Below are 16,771 nucleotides of genomic sequence, written 5' to 3'. Positions count from 1 at the left end.
AAATAATGGTTTAGCATATGCTAGCGTGGCGCAGATCTTGAAGCGGGAATGAAGCATGACTGCTCTAGATGTAAGGTCAAAGATGCTGGTCAAAGATGTCATGACAAGTCCAGTAATAACGGTGAAAGAGGACACACCATCTTCCGAAGTGGCCAAGTTGATGAAGAAGCATGATGTTGGATGCATTATAGTTACCTCTGCGGAGAATAAGCCTATCGGCATAATTACTGAGAGGGATCTTGCAGAGAGAGTTGTTGCAAATGATCTTAAGCCAAGCAAAATTTCTGCAAAGAAGATAATGAGTTCTCCTCTAATCACCATTGATGCTGATCAAACGATAAGCGAAGCAGCTAGGAGAATGAGCCTACAGAATATACGAAGACTGGCAGTTATGCATAAGGGGGAATTAGCCGGAATAATATCAAGCAAGGATATTCTCGCTGTGACACCTGAACTTATAGAAATAATACGGGAGAGAGCCCGTATAGAAAATCAGAACATGGAAGAAATAGAGGAGACCCCTTCATCAACTGGGTATTGTGACAATTGTGGAGAATGGTCAGACAATTTGAGGGAGTTCGAAGGAAAATTCATTTGCGAGGAATGCCGCATCGAGCTCATCCAGTCTGAATACTAACCCTTAATTCCCAATTCTCAGTCAAGATCTTAGTCTCTTCAGATTCACTCTTGTGAACCCTTATTTATTCACTCCTTCATCATATTCTATTGGAGGATAAACTTGCCTGTCGACCTTGTACTAGTGAACTCTAAGATTTTCCTTCGCCAAGGGTTGGTTGAAGCAGGTTTAGCCATAGATGGAGACAAGATTGTCAAGATTGGCAAAGAAACAAATCTTCCGACCGCTTCGAAAAAGATGAATTTGGATAGGCACGTTGTCCTTCCAGGACTTATAGATGCGCATGTCCACCTGAGAGATCAATGTCTAGATTATAAAGAAGATTTTTTTACTGGGACATCGGCAGCGGCGAATGGCGGGGTCACATTGGTTATTGATATGCCTAACAATAGACCTGTCACAATGAGCGTAGAGAGCCTCAAAGAACGAATGAACACATCCTCTCGAAGGGTAATCGTGAACGTTGCCTTCTACTCAGCCTTTCCTGAACGAATTGATGAGATTGAATGTATAGTAAAGGAGGGAGCAAAAGGCTTCAAGTTCTTCATGTCGGAAAAAATTGGCGGTGTAGACCCAATTGATCATGAAGCCGTCCTAGAAGTGTTTAGAAAGGTGGCATATACCCATGTCCCTGTTGCAGTCCACGCTGAAGATGCATCCTACATGGTCTCTTCATTGCAAAAAATGAAGAGGGAAGGAAGAAATGATTTGGATGCTTATCTCGCGGTGCATTCCGAGGAGGCTGAAATTACAGCGATAAAACGTATATTGAAGATTGCGGAGATTAGCGGAGCTCGCGTTCACATATGCCATCTAACAACGGGTCGCGGTATGGAGATGGTCTACGAGGCGAAGGCTTCAGGAATGAAGGTTAGTTGTGAAGTTACACCCCATCATCTACTACTTCAATCAGAATTTTTAAGAGAAATAGGAAGCTTCGCTCTAACTAATCCTCCACTTAGACCCAAATCTGACACTGAAGTTTTATGGACCGCCCTGATATCGGGTTCAATTGACATTCTAGCATCAGATCATGCTCCGCACGCATTAGAAGAAAAAAAGAAGCCATCTGTTTGGGATGTTTCACCGGGATTTCCCGGTTTGGAAACATTGCTGCCGCTCATGTTGACAAAGGTTAACGATGGGGTTCTCTCGCTTTCAAGACTGGTCAATGCCGCTGCTGAGAGGCCTGCAGAAATATTTTGCATCGAGAAGCGTGGAAGGATTGAAGAGGGGAACTACGCCGACCTGACAGTCGTGGACGTTAAGAAAGAATGGAGGATTGACGCGTCGAAATTTCATTCGAAAGCCAAGTTCTCACCTTTTGACGGGTGGAAGGTTAAGGGTAAACCTATAAAGACTTTTGTCAACGGACGCTTAATTATGGATGAAGGAGAAATAGTTGCTAAGCCTGGTGAAGGTCGAATAATTAAGGGATAGGGATTCGCGGGATGAAATTTCTCGCAGACGGGATGCTGGGCAAGCTGAGTAGATGGCTCAGGATGCTGGGCTGCGATGTTGAGTACTATAATAACCTCGACGATGAAGAACTAATACAAACCGCGGCAAGGGAAGGCCGAATCCTTATTACCAGGGATGCTGAGCTTCACAGGAGGGCGTCCATTTTAGGGCTTCAATCTTATCTCCTTAAAGGCCAAAATGAGGTGGAAAGGCTTGCCGAGGTTGCCAGACGTTTTGGGATTAAGCTCGAGATAGATGTAGATCGTTCACGCTGCCCAAAGTGTAACATACTTCTACGGTCAGTTAAGAAAGAGGAGATTATTGATAGAATACCGGATTCGACATCACGTTTCTATAATAATTTCTGGATATGTCCAAACTGCGGGCAGATATATTGGCAGGGAAGCCACTGGAGTAAGATAAAGAATACACTTCTCAAAGCTAGACAGCTGTCTAATCATCATTAAAGTCGCTACCTAAACAAGCTCAACTAGGCCCGGCGTAATGAACTTTATTTCACCAATTTTTCTGCTTTTTAACACCTTATTAATGTTGAGGACACTCTCAAACATATTTGAAGTCATTAACGGGCACACCACTACATCTTCGCATCGTTTAGCTCTCCAAATTTCCTCAGCGACCTTTGCATATGGAATCTTTTTTCCTTTCCCATATTTCTTAAGCAATTCAGCATATACTTTCTCAGCCGATACGCATTTTTCAAAGAAACGGTCAGTGGGACAGTGATAATACTTGAAATCCTTAATTATCTCGCTTTTCAGTTTCGCTCTAAGCATCTCTACAGATATAGCATTGAAGAGCCTCTTCTCCGAAACCCTTCTATTCGCATACAACACCATGATTCGGCTGAGTTCTGAAGCCCCCTCGTCAAAGATGAGTTCCTGCCTACTTATCCTGCTTGCTCCATGGTCATATTCGCCAATCCATAACCCATCTCGAGAGCCTTGCCTTACAGGCCTTATTATGAAACCGCGTGACCTCTGGTGGCTTCTTTCAAGGAGCCATTCCGCATCATCTAGTAGGCTGTTATAACTTCTGAAGTCTTTAAAGATGAAGGGTCCTAGATCCCTATCATACATTACTACTATATCCTGTAGAGTGAGGTCTTCGGTTGACAAGTTGACTCCTAGATTCGATAATTAAAGGACATTTTAAGCTTTACGCAGAATTATGATGATTACGCCTTCAGCCCAGAAAAAATTAGTAAAATTTATATTTTCTCGTCGATTTTCTTGTTGCATTAATCTGGAGGATCTACATGTTTATGGCCAATTTGGAAGAAAATCAGTCTATGCTCGATCCTCCAATCCTCACAGCTCCTTTCATAAAAAAACATTATAAAGGAGAGTTATAATAAGACGGGTTCTGGGAAGAAGGAGATCATAGGTCCGCCTAAACTCACGCGTTTCGAGATGGCTAGAATAGTGGGGGCGAGAGCACTTCAAATCGCAATGGGAGCACCAGTTCTAATAAAGCCCTCTAAGAAAAACGCAAGCCCAATAGACATCGCAATAGAAGAGCTGAAGAGGGGAGTGCTCCCAATAACTATCCGCAGAACACTACCAGACGGCAAGACATACCAAGACATACCGCTCAAATGGCTACTTTAACATTATTTTTTTGCTGTTTTAACGATATTTCTCATCTCTTTTAATAAAATTAGTAGGCGCATACGGCCATTAATTAACCTTTTGACAGATCAGAGACTACTTCACCTTACAATCTTTAGACACAATTGAAAAGCGATCTGAAGGCGTTAATCATTATTTAAGTTCAAGGCGGACAAGAGGGAAATCATCTTTCCTTCTCACTACTTTGAAGTTATTCCTCAAATAGAAGGTTAATGGTCCTGACGGATTGTTTTCAGAACTAATTCTTGCAAAGGTTTCAACGGCTATAAATCCCTTTTCTTTTAATTCCTCCGTCAGATTTTTAAGCATAAGCGTACCGTAGCCCTTCCCCCTCTGATCCTTATCCAGGATGTAAAGACATGCTATAAATGCAGCGTCCTCATTTGGCGGTCCGGAAATATACTCTCTCACGCGCGGAAAGTATATTGCTGGAGCATACTGCATAACACCTATTACATCACCAAGGCATGCTACTTTAATGCAGCACCCAAATTCTCTCAGTACTCTCTTTAGCCAACGCATCTTTTCTTCCTCTCCACCTTTGCCCATGGAGGAGGAATTGAACTCTCCAACTGTTTGCCAATAAATGCAGCGCCTACACGGGTCTGGAACCCTTAAAAATGTGTCTTCATCAATTTTCTCGATCCTAAGCAATCTTTTTCACTTTTTGCTGCAATATCCTTTTTACGCGTACTAATAAAAGAATTATGTAAACTTTAACATTAGTTTGCTTTTGCGACCCGTTATTGCTTCAAATGGAGATTGAGAAATCATCGGGAAGAAGCTTAAAAAGAAGGGAAGAAAGCCAGAAGTCTTATAATAGCGCAGTTTTTCGTCTTCAGCTTTTAAACAGGGGTTGCCAATAGTTAAGTTGCGTGAGATCTCGTTATCTTCATTTTCTCTTCCTGAGGCATTATTTTTTAAGCATGCGAGGATATTGGAGACTAGTCTATAAGAGTTTAGAGATTAATCTGTACCCTTCGCCACTTGAATTGGAGCCGTCTTTTTGGCAGAGGAGCACGTTTACTAGGGGCATTTTTATTTTTCCTCTAAGAAACCTTTTTAATAAAAAACTTAATAAGGGCCCCTTGCCATTTAATACCCCTATGGAAAATGAGTTCGGGCAGAACAACGGAAACACATGCTTTCTTGAGGTTCTCAAGGCCTTATCAAATCCACAACGGTTAAAAATACTGGCCAGTCTTGCCAGCGGAAGATATACAGTTACAGAATTGTCGGAAAAGCTGAAGATGTCTCCCCCTCTGGTCTTTCTGCACTTAAGAAAACTTGTAAGAGCGGGGCTGGTCATGGAGGGGGAAAGAGAGACCATTGCCAGAGAGGGTCTTCCACCTCTCAACAAATCCTACTACGAAATCAGAGATTTCAAATTTGAGATTAGCCCGAAAAAAATTTTAGAGGAGGTGAACCAATGGTGTTAGAGCCAATTCTATGGGCCTTTTTCGGCTTGACATGCGCTACACTAGGCATCTTTGTCGGAATGTTCTCAAAATGGGCCAGGTTAAAGAGATAGAGGCCCGCAGCAAGTCAAAGGAGAAAACAAGTCTAGATTCAATTGAGGGCCATCATGGAAGACTTTAGGCACAGGCTAGATATTATAGAGAGCACTGTAAACGAGATAAGAGACCTTCTGAAATCAACAATATGACATCCGCCTAACCGCAAAAAGAAAATCCAGCACTCCAACAGCCTGTCTCAGCATAATACAATTATGGTTAGAAATTATTTCACTTTTCGGTTGAGAACAAAGCTTAATGACGATTGATTAAATCTTGGAGCAGAACACATGGTAATGTGACTGAAACTGAAAAGTGTCACGAAACAAGAGATAGGCATCGAGAATTGCCCAACTTTCATGCTTCACCAATCTTTGTCCCCTTAGTCGGTTGCGCGACACATAGTGTTCAGGTAGAAGCAAGTGTTCTTCTGCCGTAAACCAGTATTATCGACTCAAATGGCACCCTCTTCTCTTTAAGAATATTCGTTTCGAATCCCTGCAATTCGAGTTTTCTCATGGTTAATTCGATGTTAGATAATGATGACTGCGCAAGAAGGATGCGGCCTCCGGGCTTAAGATGCTGGCTTACTTGTCCCAGAAATCTATCTATCACGCTTCTTCCGTTCTGGCCGCCTGACCATGCATAGTCGATCCAGTCTGAGGGTGCCTCTTCTGTCGGCAAGTAAGGCGGATTAAAAAGAATCATGTCGAACGATGTGCCTCTTCTTAAGGGTCCAAACAGATCCCCTTGGATGAAGTCTATCTTTTCATGGACGCCGTTCACTTTCGCATTAAATTTCGCGCATCTCAAAGCGACAGGGTTTACATCCGTAGCCACAACTTTCTCTGCTTTCTCAGCGGAGATAATCGATAGAATCCCGCAGCCTGTGCCAATTTCCAAGACATCCTTGGCTTCGAAATCTTCTAGACTCTCAGCAATCAAGAAAGTGTCTTCCGCGGGTTCATAAACCCCATCGAAAACATAGAAGACATACCTGTCGAAGTAGATCTTCCTCAATTAGACCTCTCCAACCAAATGAGGGCGAAGCGTCTACTACATCTCTATTCAACCTTTCATATGCATAAGTTTTAAAGCCCCTCGATACAATTTAGCCGCGATTAAACTTGAATTTCTCCATGAAATCCTCACTTTTCATGCTCAACTAAAAAATAGTTGCTGGTAACAAGAGAAATGATCTGTGAATGTTGAATAAATGATTTTATATTGCATATTAATGATGATCCTTAAGGTGAATTAGTTGAGACTGTTGCTGGATGAAATGTATATTGGGCTAAAAGAATACTTTGAGATGCTTGGATGGGAAGTCCTAACTGTCCAGGATATAGGTTTGCAGGGAGCAAAAGATAGGGAGATTGTAGAATACGCTAAAGAGCATGACCTAATTCTCGTAACGCAAGACCAGAAGCCAGCAGACTTGGCTGAGCTGTCAGGTGCAAAATATGTGCTAATATCTAATGCTCTAATTGCAAGGATAGCTGATGAGAAGATTAGACAGAAGTATCTAGAGGCGAAAACAAAAAACTCGACTGCATCTCTTCCAGAAGGGTGATACCTTCAAATCTATTTGCGACAATGAATTCTGCTTTAATTCTGCTTTTTAAATGGTCTGATTAGCTCAACGCCCCATGAATGTTGGTTAACCAGAGGTTTCAAGTCCGCTGCCCATGATTATTGCATCTGAAATCGTGGCGAAAAGTGAAGGTTTAATGAGTTAGGGCGCTAATCTTTTTATCGAAGATTTTACGGATCAAAGAGATTGGCAAGTATCCATTGGCGGCTATTGTGTCGTGGAAGAATCTCTCATCGAATCTCTCGCCCATCCTCTGCTGAATCTCTTTCTTTAGTTTCAATATTAAATGCTTCCCCAGAAGGTATGACAGTTGGTATCCAGGGGTCTGCGTATACCGGTTTACCTCCGCTCTTGCAGCCTCCTCGGACATTCTAGCCTCTTTAACCAGCATTTCAACGGCTTCCTGGAAACTCATCTCCCCTCGAGAAAGCTTGACGTCAACGATGATTCGAACGGCTCGCCATATCATATCATTAACCTGGATTAGCCGCGTCTCAAGATCCCTGATGAACCCCTTTTCATTCATGAGATCTTCACAGTAATGAGCCCAACCTTCTATTGTTTCAACACCTTCAGCCAAAAACCTGATAACACTTCCACGGCTTGCGAGAGCCCCTTGAAGGAAATGTCCGGGAAAAGCCTCATGCACGGCAGTGTTTGTTATCGCTGGATAATTGTGGCGTTTCCTGAGGTCGATCTCATCCCTAGGTCTAGTCACCAAATAGATTCCAATTCGCTGTTTATCGAACTTTGCTGGCATAATGAGAGCTGCGAAGGGTATTACTGGGGTCAAGAAGGTCGGGGTCTCTTCAACTATTAATATGTCCTCTGGATAAACAGTCAAGATACCCGCCTCTTGCACGAAACGCTTTGCATCCTCTATTACTCTTCTAGTGTACTCAAGTGCCTCCTCAAACGTTCTGGGACTTTTGTACTCAACAACTCTGAGGGCATCCTCAACAGATCCTCCCGGAACTATCTTTTGCGCGATCCTCATGCGCTCCATCTTTAATTGTTCAAGGTATTCCATGCCTAGCTGCAAAATCTCTTCAGATCTCATTCCAAGATTTCTAATCTGGATGAGCCTTTCGAATTTCTCCCTGCCTAATGCCCAATCATCTTTTGCATTATCGAGCAAGCTTCGAAGCCATTCTACCTGCCTCTCTATTGCCGCCTTGACGTTCTCAATAGCATTCTCGAGCCTACTGTAAATTTCCTCGGAGACCTTCCCCTTCACGGCTTCGAGTATATAGAGGAAAAAATCCTGTAGGTTCTGAGTCTTTTCTATTGCTAGTTCTGTCCACAGCCTGACTGGCTGCGACCTCTCAAATCTTGTACGAAAGTCTTCCAAGTATCTCGGCATCTGCTCTATTCGGGCAGCTATCGCCTCAATTCTCTTCTCTAGCGGAGCATAATTCCTCATGAATATTATGAGGATCGGACCGCCTAATTCCTCAGACACATCGGGATTCAACTCATGTATTCGCCGATCATAAAAGTCGAACTTTAAGCGTTCGTAAAAGTCTTCCAGAACTTCCCAATCTATCTTGTGTTCATCGCTAAGATCCTCACGCCTCAAATTCCGCTTCAGGCATTCAAGCCACTCTTCCATCAGCCTCAAAGTTTCCTGGAATCTTAAAGAAGATCCATTGGGCAGCATATAATCATAGGGTTCATGAAGCCCTAGAGATACAGCGAGGTCTGGATTGATTTCGAATAACTTAGTCAAGAATTTGCCCGCTATCTCTTCGAACAACCTGTTCTGAATACTCATTTTTGTTCTAGCTGCATCAGAATGGGATAATAATTATTTAGGGTTTTTTAATTTCAAAATCATTTTGCGCTCGATTTCTAGGGTAGTAGACAGTTATACATTAGACGATGCCGCAGATCTCTATGTAGATGCATATGCGCCGACCGTTAGAAGATGCGGCTTACATTGAAAATAAAAGGGGGAGATCTTCTTTGGAGAAGGGTTCGCATCGTTAGGCAGATAGATAAGAAGGATAATTTAACGGTGGACATTAATGCATTGATTATATGCATTTCACATGTTCTGAGATGTTTTCTCATTTTTTATTCGCCTGTTTAATTCTTCAATCTTATCTGCAGCTTCATTAAGGATGGCTTCAGCCTGTTTGGCATATTGCTCAATGGGAATATCCCTAATTGACATGCCAAGGTTAATGATGGACGCTGTTAACCGTCTTGCCGAGTCCATTAGCGACCTTAAACTTTCAACTTTAGACAATGGCCAAATATCACCTAATAATGGGAAAGGCGGGAACCCCGTCAATCCCGACTCTCTTCTAAACTTCATCTCTTCCTCCAGATACTTATGTCCCTGTTCTGTTAAGACGTACCTTTTTATGCCAGTTTCTTCCGCTGGCTGTTCTCTAACGTATCCGTTGTCCTGCAGCCATGCTAGAAGCGGGTAGACGGAACCTGGACTTGGTCTCCATCTCCCACCAGTCTCCTTCTCAATTTCAGAGATTATCTCGGATCCCGACATTGGTTTAGAAGCAAGCAGCCTCAACACATGAAACCTTAGAAACCCTTTTGGCACACACGCTATTCTTCTTGCCCAGTGTCTGGGGTGTAGCGGTTTAAATCCAAACATATCATCACCTTCGATATCAATATTGATATCGACAGTGACATATAAACTTATTCCCCGACATCTCTGAAGACGCTTGAAAAATATAGCTCAGGTAAAGCGGTTAGATCGCTACCTGTATCTTTATCGGGTTACCAGCCTTGTTGATATGGACTTCGAATGCCTCCCTAATCCTTTCCAGCGGAAATATGTGAGTAACATATGGCTTCACGATGGCTTTGCCAGATGAGACCGCCTTTATGGCCGCTTCATATACATTCGCATAGCGATGTATGCCTTGGATTCTAACCTCTTTAGAGACTATCTTGCTCATGGGCATCATGATCTCTCCATGAGGGTTTCCGACGAGCACAACTGTGCCGCCGGGCTTCACGATTTCAACGGTCTGTTGGATGGCTGCTGGTGCACCAGAGGCTTCAATAACGACGTCAGCGCCTTTACCGCTCGTCAGCTTCGCAACCTTTTCACTCAAGTCCTCTTTCACTGGGTTTATTACGGCACTTGCCCCATGCTTCTCCGCGTATTCAAGCCTATACTCAATAAGATCGCTCACAAATATCGCGGAAGCTCCGCAGATCTTGGAAGCCTGAAGCGCCATCTGCCCTATGGGCCCTGCGCCCAAAATCACAACGATGTCGCCTGCTTCTACACGTCCCATCTTTGCCGCCATCATGCCGACCGCCAAAGGCTCAATCATCGCGCCCTCCTCCAGCGACATTGTGTCAGGTATCGGGTAAACATTCTGTTCGGGAGCATAGTTATATTCGGCAAAGGCTCCGTTGAAGGGCGGGGTTCCATAAAAATTCACTTGTTCACAGAGGTTGTATCTTCCGCTCCTACAGTGTTCACATTTTCCACAGGTGAAACCAGGCTCAACAACCACCCTTTGTCCAACCCTAAACGACTTAACCTCATCACCCACCTCTGCTATTTCTCCTGCACATTCATGACCGAGAATTAACGGTTTCTCTACAACATATGAAGAGATTCTGCCACGGAGATAATAGTGGATATCCGATCCGCAGATCCCCACCCGTTTCATTCTTATGAGCACTTGATCCGGTTCAATCTTCGGGATCTCAACATCTTCGACGCGGAGGTCGAGTGGCTTATGTAGAACTGCTGCCTTCATGAATCCCTTCATAGACATTCCACCGGGGCAATAATCATCTCGCGAATAGTGATATAAGCCTTTGGCATTGGAGCTACATTGCCCTTAGTCTTCTTATTCTCTCCTCTACTGGGGGATGAGTGGCAAATAGTCTGTCCATTGGGTTATGGTTTGGATCTACGAAGAAGAGGTGGCTAACGGCTTCACTTACATCCATTCTCCCCTTATTCTTATTCATGATTTTCTCGAGAGCTGAGGCTAAGCCTTCAGGGTATCTTGTCAACTCTGCGGAGGAGGCGTCGGCTAGAAACTCTCTTCTCCTTGATATTGCGAACTGTACAAGGCGTGTCACCAACGGTGCGATAGCGGCTAATATTAGGCCTGCGATAATGACTATCGCCTCTATCCATCCCGGTTCTCTGCCCCCGCGAATGCGTCTAAGCCGACCCATTCGGAATGATCTTAGAATCATGTGGCTTAGGATTGCTGCGAGGCCGACGAGTACGGCGACATATGTCATGAAAAGTACATCTCTGTTTCTTATGTGCGCAATTTCATGCCCTATTACACCCTCGAGCTCAAGCCTGTTAAGTTCGCCGAGCAAGCCTGTTGTGACTGCAATGCTTGCATCTCTTGGGCCTCTTCCTGTCGCTAAAGCATTCATTTCCTTACTCTCGATAATGTAGACCTTGGGTGTCGGAATACCGGCCGCAATGCTCAAACCCTCTACAGTGTCACGTAAATATTGGAATTTATTTGCATCAGCGGGCTTTGCGTTTACGGACGCCAAGACTAGGCTGTCCCCATACTTATAGGACATGGATGCATAGACAGATATCAATACGATTGAAATTGGAATGGTATAGATGAGAAGGGCGGGAGATAGAATGTAAACAAGTAGGTAGATTAGGGCGAAGATAAAGGCCGAGACGGTGAGTGCTAGAAGAATAGAGCTCCTCTTATTTCTTGCAATCTCATCATAGAAACTGAGCCTAGACATCAGAACTCCACTTTGACTGGTCGCCTCTCAGCCTCCGATATCTCAAGAAATGGCTGCTTTACCCTGCCAGCGGCGAACCATTTCCCAGGAATAGTTGAGATTACATTGTTGTATGCCAAGACTGATGAGTTATAATATTGGCGGGCATAAGCTATCTTGTTCTCTATACCCTCTAGCTGTTCTTGGAGAAGCTTAAAATTCTCATTCGCCCTCAAAGTTGGATATGCTTCAGCGATTGCGAAGATTGTGCGCAACGCCCGGGTCAATTCGTCAGAAGCTCTCATCTGCTCCTCCCTGCTTCCACCCTTCACCATCCTCTCCCTTGCTTCCGCCAATTTCTCAAATAACTCCCTTTCATGCTTTGCATAGGCCTTGACGGTCTCGACGAGGTTTGGAAGGAGATCATATCTCCTCTTAAGCTGAACGTCGATCTGGGCCCAAGCCTCCTCAATCCGATTATAAAGTATTCTGATCTTGTTGTAGTAGTAGACCAGGATAAGAACGAGGGCTAAAACGACGATTATGGATGCCCCGGCGAGAATTAAAGTTATCAAGTCCAAGAATTTCACCGAAAACTAGAATCACAAAATGTCATATTAATCTTTCCATATTCAATGGCCGCTTACGCCCAAGAAAATTAGAGGGGCAGAAACGTGAAAATTATTTATCCGCAGTTATCCGCAGACCCGCTGGGTACATTTTTTAGATACTTTTTCCTAAACTATCTTAATTTTTCATAAGTAATTTATTTTTTAAACTCCATTCTCTGTGCAACAAAAATGGTAGAGTAACATGTGTCTTAGTAATGGTGATCTATTTGGGTCTTGGATTATGGGTGAAAGCTATTAGTAAAATCGAGACAGGCATGCTTGAGCTGGACGCAGGCTATAACATCAAGAAGGCCGATGCATACGTCGCTAGGATGCTGAGGTACTCTCAAAAGGAACTAGTTGGCGTCAACATTTTTTCGTTGGTACCGAAAGAGCTGAGAAAGGTATTCGCTGATCTTTTGGCCGAGGATGTTAAAAGCTTCGAGATGGAACTCATTAGAAAGGATGGGGGAAGAGTCTCGATACTAGTCTGGCCTGATTGCGTCTTCGAAAATGGCATATTCAAACATGGAACCCTATCGGTAATGGAATTCATAGAGAAATGTGTACAGGCATGACTTACCCGTCTCCAACCATTTCATAAATTTTTTGTAGTTTACGAATTTCCACATAATATGGCCCCTTGCATTATAAATGGCTATTGCGGCTCAATTCACAAAACATGCTCTTCAAACACGTAGCAGTGGTAGATTATTCTAATATTGTAGCGGTTCTAAAGCTAGGGCGGAACTAATCGTCTCAGATTTGAATGTGGAAGGCAGAAGCATAGATGCTGGCTCAGCTGCTACTCTGGAATACTCCTCCCTTAGATTTAGTTGGAACCTTAATTGGGATATCGAATCATGTCAGGGACAAATATTTTCCTGAACTTCAACATGAGACGATGAAGCAGAGGTTAAGTGTTCACTTTGACAATATAGCATTAGGATTCACATCTGGACTCATCTTCAGGCTTATGGATGCTTATGTGTTTTTGCTTTTGCCCCCACTTCTATTTGCAGCCTTTCTTATCAGCGTCTTCTTAGCTAAAATCGGATTTTTCTTCCCTAGAGAACTAAAGATCCTTCCCATAGCAAAATTATCAGTGCTGATGGCTGTATCAGTCTACAGGGTTTTCTGGTATTTACTACTCGGCCTAATATGCGGATCCACCCTCTGACTGGTGAAATCTGCATGGGAGGACCTATGCGCCGAAGAGGACAAAGCCAAATCGTCGAGTCTCTTCTAATGCTAGTTATAACCTTCACGGCCTGCGCCATAGCATACGCGGCGGCTTCTACGGCTATAAGCTTTCAAAGGCAAGGAACCCTTATCCAGATGAGGGAACGCCTCGTAATTGAGGATGTGTGGTTCACCGGCTCCAATACGTTAAGAATCTATGTCCGGAACATCGGCTCCGTAGACATAAACATTGTATCAGTATCGGTAGGCGGTACGGTCGCCTCATCAATGTCGCCGTCTAAACTTAAGCTGCCGCCTAATCAAGGAGGGTGGCTGAACTGCAGTTTTTCTCAAGCTTGGTCGGCTGGTGTACCTCAAAGGATAATTATCGTATCGGAGAGGGGAAGCAGATTTGTTACCGAGGCGACTCCATAAAGAATGTCGGGGACAGACCGCGGCGATAGGCATGGTCTTCCTACTCATGGTCATGCTTCTCATGCTCAACTTTATGTACGAAGTTTACCAAGCACAGTACGAGCTAGCCCTGCTAGACGATGAGAGGAGTAGAGAGAGGATCGTCATTTCAGCCCTCTACCCAAGCGTTGCCAGTCGAGAGATTTACCCTGAAATGGTCAGCTCAGGCAGTATTGGTTCAATCGCTGATCTGCGTTCTGTAGACAAGAGGTATGTGGTCTTCAATAGCAAGAACGATTATGTGAGAAAGTATTTGATTGGCAACATGAACTTCACAAGTGGTGTTGATGGTTGGATACTTTGCAAGACTGAAGGGGCCAAGGGTACAGTTGGCGGATACCTCTCGGGGGAGGGGCAGTCAGATCCCGGATCAGGACCAGGCTGCATATATTCAGGTTTAACTGGGACTAATGTAGGTCCATACTGGCTGAATTGGACCTGCAGCTTCGTCCACGAGACTGGGAAGCCAGTTTCAGCCAGTCTAAGCTGGGCATGGATGAACGCATGGGCCAACCCATCAGCTGAGTTGATCATCTATGTTATTTTGGAAAGACCTAGCGTTCCATTCCAACATATTTTATGCTCAGTTAATGTGGATGCGTCTCAGTATGGAGTGTGGCATTACACGCAAAATTCCTTACCACCAGAAATCTTCAATGCGACGGGTTTATACAGGCTGCACATCTGCCTCTCTGCAAAAACAGGCGCCCTTCAGGGGGGGATCCGTATACTCTTCGACGACGTAGGCGTTCTCCTAGAGGTTAGACCTGCAAGCATCGTTGATTGGACCGCCTTATTCAGAATGGGCGTAAACCCGATCGATGTTGAAAAGTTTAGGCTGAAGTATGTCGGTCATTACTCCAGACTTTTCCTAGAAAATGGAAACATATCATTAGGTGGCATGCTGGGCGATACATTAAACGTATCAGGAAGCTATCGGAATCTTTCAGGCAAAGATGATGTCTGCTGGACCTTGAGATCCTATGGAATAAATGAATTGATAAATTCATACATCCCCTCAGGCTACATCTTGGTGGAAAGTACAGAATATGTGAATGGCTCATTAGCTAATCTAGCAGCCGATGAGGGACTATATATGATTTTCAGAAGCTATCCATTATTTAGGAATGAGACACGTTATTTCACAAGTAACAATCAGACAATAAATGGCCTGCAGGCTTTTGCTCTAGGCGTAAATCAAACGTCTTCATATGTGCAGAGAAGCGCAAGCCGTACAGGTCAGCGAACATGCACATGGGGAATCCGCGTATGGAAGCGAAGCGCAAGCGGTATTGAAACCGAAATAACGAATGGAACAATGGTGGCCACGGTGACTAGAAGCACCAGCGGGTCTGGAATTCAAAGCTCATCATGGAATTGCCCCTTAACGGTAACATCACCTACTGACGCCATCGTAATTCGGGTTTATGCCAGTCTAGGAGGCCCGGACAATCTTCTTGCGGAATTTGTTACTGGACAGCTCAACACATCCCAAATTGGATCTGCAACATGGACTGTATATTACTGGACTCAACGTTCTTTTCAGGGAGGTTCAACATATGCCTATTTCAGATTCGGTGACCTAAACTATAACAGCCGTATCGAAGGCTTCAGCTATCAGGATAGATATGTTGCAGAGGTTGAGTTTTTAGGATCAAGTGATACAGAAGAATGGCTTGAACTCACATGGGGCATAGATTGTGCATGGACTGAAGGATTAGTAAACGTGACGGCCCAGCTTTATGACTATTCGAGAAGCGTTTACCCAGTAAGCGGGGACGGTTATATATCATACATATCTTCTTCCACACCAGCTATTGATGAGACAAAAAATCAGACAATAACCGTTGATGCGACAAACTTCAGAGACGCCGCAGGAAACTGGAGGATCAAGATCCGCGGTGTCAAATATACCGCCACAAGATTTTACCTGAAGGTAGATTATATAGTGCTAAGTGCAAAACATTACACAATATATATCTCCGACTGGTATGCAAAGTTTATTTTGCCGTCGTCAGACTCCATTACACAAGTTTCCATATCCTACTATGGCTCATATACAGAGGATTGCGTCACCCAGAGGATGTATGCACTTAATCATAGCTCACTCCAGTGGATCCAGCTAGGCGAAGCAGACATATATGAGAGTTCCGGAGTTGGGTGTTTCCAGAATAGGACGATATCCGCTGAGCTAGCAGATTTCATAAATGAGGAAGGGGTTATCGAGATAAGGCTTTTAGGCCAGTGTGCGGGCAGTTCAGCCTTCTACTGCTACGCGGATTATCTTGGCATAATTGCTTATGTTACAAGCCATGAGCCCGTCTCTGTCACCCAGAGAATTTTCATCTGGGATCATACAGAGAAAAATTGGATAGAACTTTCGACGGTCACCATAGGTGGTAGTGACGTAACCCAAGAATTATATCTTGAAGCCGAAACCATAAAGAGACATATTGGACCCGAAGGAGACGTAAGAGTCCGGTTATATGGAGAATCTGAATACCCAGTCGCCTGCTACGCAAATCTTCTCGTGGTGAATGAATATCGCCTCGACAGGGGGAGCATGATCCTTGAGATCATGAACATCGGTCCTTTAACAGTTGAACTTGTAAGCATATGGGTTATAAACTCCACCTCTCATGACAGGATAACCATTGACCCCCCGATTATCCTCTCCCCTGGAAGCAGAGTCGAGAAAAATCTTAATATTACGTCCGAATCTTCAAGGCGTGAGGTCAAGGTTGTTACGCGGAGAGGTAGCATAGCCTATGCCGTTTTGGATTGAGGAATCAACCTTCTACTCATCTTATGGGAAAACGTAGCTACCAACCGATAACTTGGCTAAAACTAATGCAACCGATTGGAACGGTGTTCCATGGGAGATTTAAGTATTTTTGATCCGTCCATGTTTATATTTGCTCGATTCCCTTTTATTTTCT

Annotated in this window: 18 protein-coding genes; 10 read left to right on the top strand and 8 right to left on the bottom strand. The window is 44.0% G+C overall.

Translation table 11 applies throughout. The features are described from left to right. Window positions 1–55: 55 nt before the first annotated feature. The 3 genes from NZ952_03800 to NZ952_03790 all read left to right on the top strand — a co-directional run bounded on the left by NZ952_03800 (window position 56) and on the right by NZ952_03790 (window position 2,565). Window positions 56–637 (top strand): CBS domain-containing protein, encoded by a 582-nt coding sequence (locus tag NZ952_03800; GenBank protein ID MCS7120310.1) that lies wholly within the window; start codon window positions 56–58, stop codon window positions 635–637. A 102-nt stretch (window positions 638–739) separates the two neighbouring features. Next, window positions 740–2,077 carry a dihydroorotase family protein gene (locus NZ952_03795; protein ID MCS7120309.1) on the top strand — a complete coding sequence of 446 codons (1,338 nt, stop codon included), beginning with the start codon at window positions 740–742 and terminating at the stop codon, window positions 2,075–2,077. Between the two features lie 11 nt (window positions 2,078–2,088). After that, window positions 2,089–2,565, top strand: coding sequence for a Mut7-C RNAse domain-containing protein (locus NZ952_03790; GenBank protein ID MCS7120308.1), 477 nt, complete (start codon window positions 2,089–2,091; stop codon window positions 2,563–2,565). Window positions 2,566–2,574: 9 nt separating this feature from the next. Here the strand turns inward: NZ952_03790 and NZ952_03785 are convergent, their stop codons facing one another. Then, the gene (locus NZ952_03785; protein ID MCS7120307.1) at window positions 2,575–3,237 is read right to left on the bottom strand and encodes a hypothetical protein; all 663 of its coding nucleotides are present in this window, start codon (window positions 3,235–3,237) and stop codon (window positions 2,575–2,577) included. 219 nt (window positions 3,238–3,456) lie between these two features. On the opposite strand from NZ952_03785, the gene NZ952_03780 reads away from it, so the two are divergent. Next, window positions 3,457–3,729: a DNA-directed RNA polymerase subunit K gene (locus tag NZ952_03780; GenBank protein ID MCS7120306.1), complete on the top strand. Its 273-nt coding sequence runs from the start codon at window positions 3,457–3,459 to the stop codon at window positions 3,727–3,729. Window positions 3,730–3,882: 153 nt separating this feature from the next. Here NZ952_03780 and NZ952_03775 read toward each other — a convergent pair whose 3' ends face one another. Further along, window positions 3,883–4,404 (bottom strand): GNAT family N-acetyltransferase, encoded by a 522-nt coding sequence (locus tag NZ952_03775; GenBank protein ID MCS7120305.1) that lies wholly within the window; start codon window positions 4,402–4,404, stop codon window positions 3,883–3,885. A 452-nt stretch (window positions 4,405–4,856) separates the two neighbouring features. On the opposite strand from NZ952_03775, the gene NZ952_03770 reads away from it, so the two are divergent. After that, window positions 4,857–5,189, top strand: coding sequence for an ArsR family transcriptional regulator (locus NZ952_03770; protein ID MCS7120304.1), 333 nt, complete (start codon window positions 4,857–4,859; stop codon window positions 5,187–5,189). Between the two features lie 483 nt (window positions 5,190–5,672). Here the strand turns inward: NZ952_03770 and NZ952_03765 are convergent, their stop codons facing one another. After that, entirely contained in the window at window positions 5,673–6,284 is a 612-nt protein-coding gene (locus tag NZ952_03765) for a class I SAM-dependent methyltransferase (protein MCS7120303.1), read from the bottom strand. Window positions 6,285–6,525: 241 nt separating this feature from the next. Here NZ952_03765 and NZ952_03760 point away from each other — a divergent pair, with 241 nt between their 5' ends. Beyond that, complete coding sequence (locus tag NZ952_03760; GenBank protein ID MCS7120302.1) at window positions 6,526–6,837, top strand: DUF5615 family PIN-like protein; 312 nt, start codon at window positions 6,526–6,528, stop codon at window positions 6,835–6,837. Between the two features lie 154 nt (window positions 6,838–6,991). Here the strand turns inward: NZ952_03760 and NZ952_03755 are convergent, their stop codons facing one another. From NZ952_03755 to NZ952_03735, 5 genes are all read right to left on the bottom strand, one after another. Next, window positions 6,992–8,587, bottom strand: coding sequence for a DUF885 domain-containing protein (locus NZ952_03755; GenBank protein ID MCS7120301.1), 1,596 nt, complete (start codon window positions 8,585–8,587; stop codon window positions 6,992–6,994). 318 nt (window positions 8,588–8,905) lie between these two features. After that, entirely contained in the window at window positions 8,906–9,478 is a 573-nt protein-coding gene (locus NZ952_03750; GenBank protein MCS7120300.1) for a PadR family transcriptional regulator, read from the bottom strand. A gap of 100 nt (window positions 9,479–9,578) precedes the next feature. Next, window positions 9,579–10,619, bottom strand: coding sequence for an NAD(P)-dependent alcohol dehydrogenase (locus NZ952_03745; GenBank protein ID MCS7120299.1), 1,041 nt, complete (start codon window positions 10,617–10,619; stop codon window positions 9,579–9,581). Window positions 10,620–10,680: 61 nt separating this feature from the next. Beyond that, window positions 10,681–11,586 carry a M48 family metallopeptidase gene (locus NZ952_03740; protein MCS7120298.1) on the bottom strand — a complete coding sequence of 302 codons (906 nt, stop codon included), beginning with the start codon at window positions 11,584–11,586 and terminating at the stop codon, window positions 10,681–10,683. After that, window positions 11,586–12,146: a LemA family protein gene (locus NZ952_03735; protein ID MCS7120297.1), complete on the bottom strand. Its 561-nt coding sequence runs from the start codon at window positions 12,144–12,146 to the stop codon at window positions 11,586–11,588. The genes NZ952_03740 and NZ952_03735 overlap by 1 nt, the downstream gene beginning before the upstream one ends. A gap of 257 nt (window positions 12,147–12,403) precedes the next feature. Here NZ952_03735 and NZ952_03730 point away from each other — a divergent pair, with 257 nt between their 5' ends. The 4 genes from NZ952_03730 to NZ952_03715 all read left to right on the top strand — a co-directional run bounded on the left by NZ952_03730 (window position 12,404) and on the right by NZ952_03715 (window position 16,617). Continuing rightward, on the top strand, window positions 12,404–12,754 hold the full coding sequence (locus NZ952_03730; GenBank protein ID MCS7120296.1) for a PAS domain-containing protein: 351 nt from the start codon (window positions 12,404–12,406) through the stop codon (window positions 12,752–12,754). Between the two features lie 212 nt (window positions 12,755–12,966). Beyond that, entirely contained in the window at window positions 12,967–13,356 is a 390-nt protein-coding gene (locus tag NZ952_03725) for a hypothetical protein (GenBank protein MCS7120295.1), read from the top strand. Window positions 13,357–13,370: 14 nt separating this feature from the next. Next, the gene (locus tag NZ952_03720) at window positions 13,371–13,793 is read left to right on the top strand and encodes a hypothetical protein (protein ID MCS7120294.1); all 423 of its coding nucleotides are present in this window, start codon (window positions 13,371–13,373) and stop codon (window positions 13,791–13,793) included. After that, a complete protein-coding gene (locus NZ952_03715) occupies window positions 13,771–16,617 on the top strand; it encodes a hypothetical protein (GenBank protein MCS7120293.1) in 2,847 nt (948 codons plus the stop codon). The genes NZ952_03720 and NZ952_03715 overlap by 23 nt, the downstream gene beginning before the upstream one ends. Window positions 16,618–16,771 lie beyond the last annotated feature (154 nt).

It is taken from the genome of Candidatus Bathyarchaeota archaeon, assembly GCA_025059045.1.
Lineage (GTDB): Archaea > Thermoproteota > Bathyarchaeia > Bathyarchaeales > DTEX01 > JANXEA01.
The sequence above is the reverse complement of the archived record's forward strand: the minus strand, read 5'-3'. Positions and strand labels throughout refer to the sequence as shown.

Bases quoted from the DNA above. Each gene is read 5' to 3' on its own strand.
- NZ952_03800 (MCS7120310.1), top strand. From the start codon at position 56: ATGACTGCTCTAGATGTAAGGTCAAAGATGCTGGTCAAAGATGTCATG.
- NZ952_03790 (MCS7120308.1), top strand. From the start codon at position 2,089: ATGAAATTTCTCGCAGACGGGATGCTGGGCAAGCTGAGTAGATGGCTC.
- NZ952_03770 (MCS7120304.1), top strand. From the start codon at position 4,857: ATGGAAAATGAGTTCGGGCAGAACAACGGAAACACATGCTTTCTTGAG.
- NZ952_03750 (MCS7120300.1), bottom strand. From the start codon at position 9,478: ATGTTTGGATTTAAACCGCTACACCCCAGACACTGGGCAAGAAGAATA.
- NZ952_03745 (MCS7120299.1), bottom strand. From the start codon at position 10,619: ATGAAGGGATTCATGAAGGCAGCAGTTCTACATAAGCCACTCGACCTC.
- NZ952_03740 (MCS7120298.1), bottom strand. From the start codon at position 11,586: ATGTCTAGGCTCAGTTTCTATGATGAGATTGCAAGAAATAAGAGGAGC.
- NZ952_03725 (MCS7120295.1), top strand. From the start codon at position 12,967: ATGCTGGCTCAGCTGCTACTCTGGAATACTCCTCCCTTAGATTTAGTT.
- NZ952_03720 (MCS7120294.1), top strand. From the start codon at position 13,371: ATGGGAGGACCTATGCGCCGAAGAGGACAAAGCCAAATCGTCGAGTCT.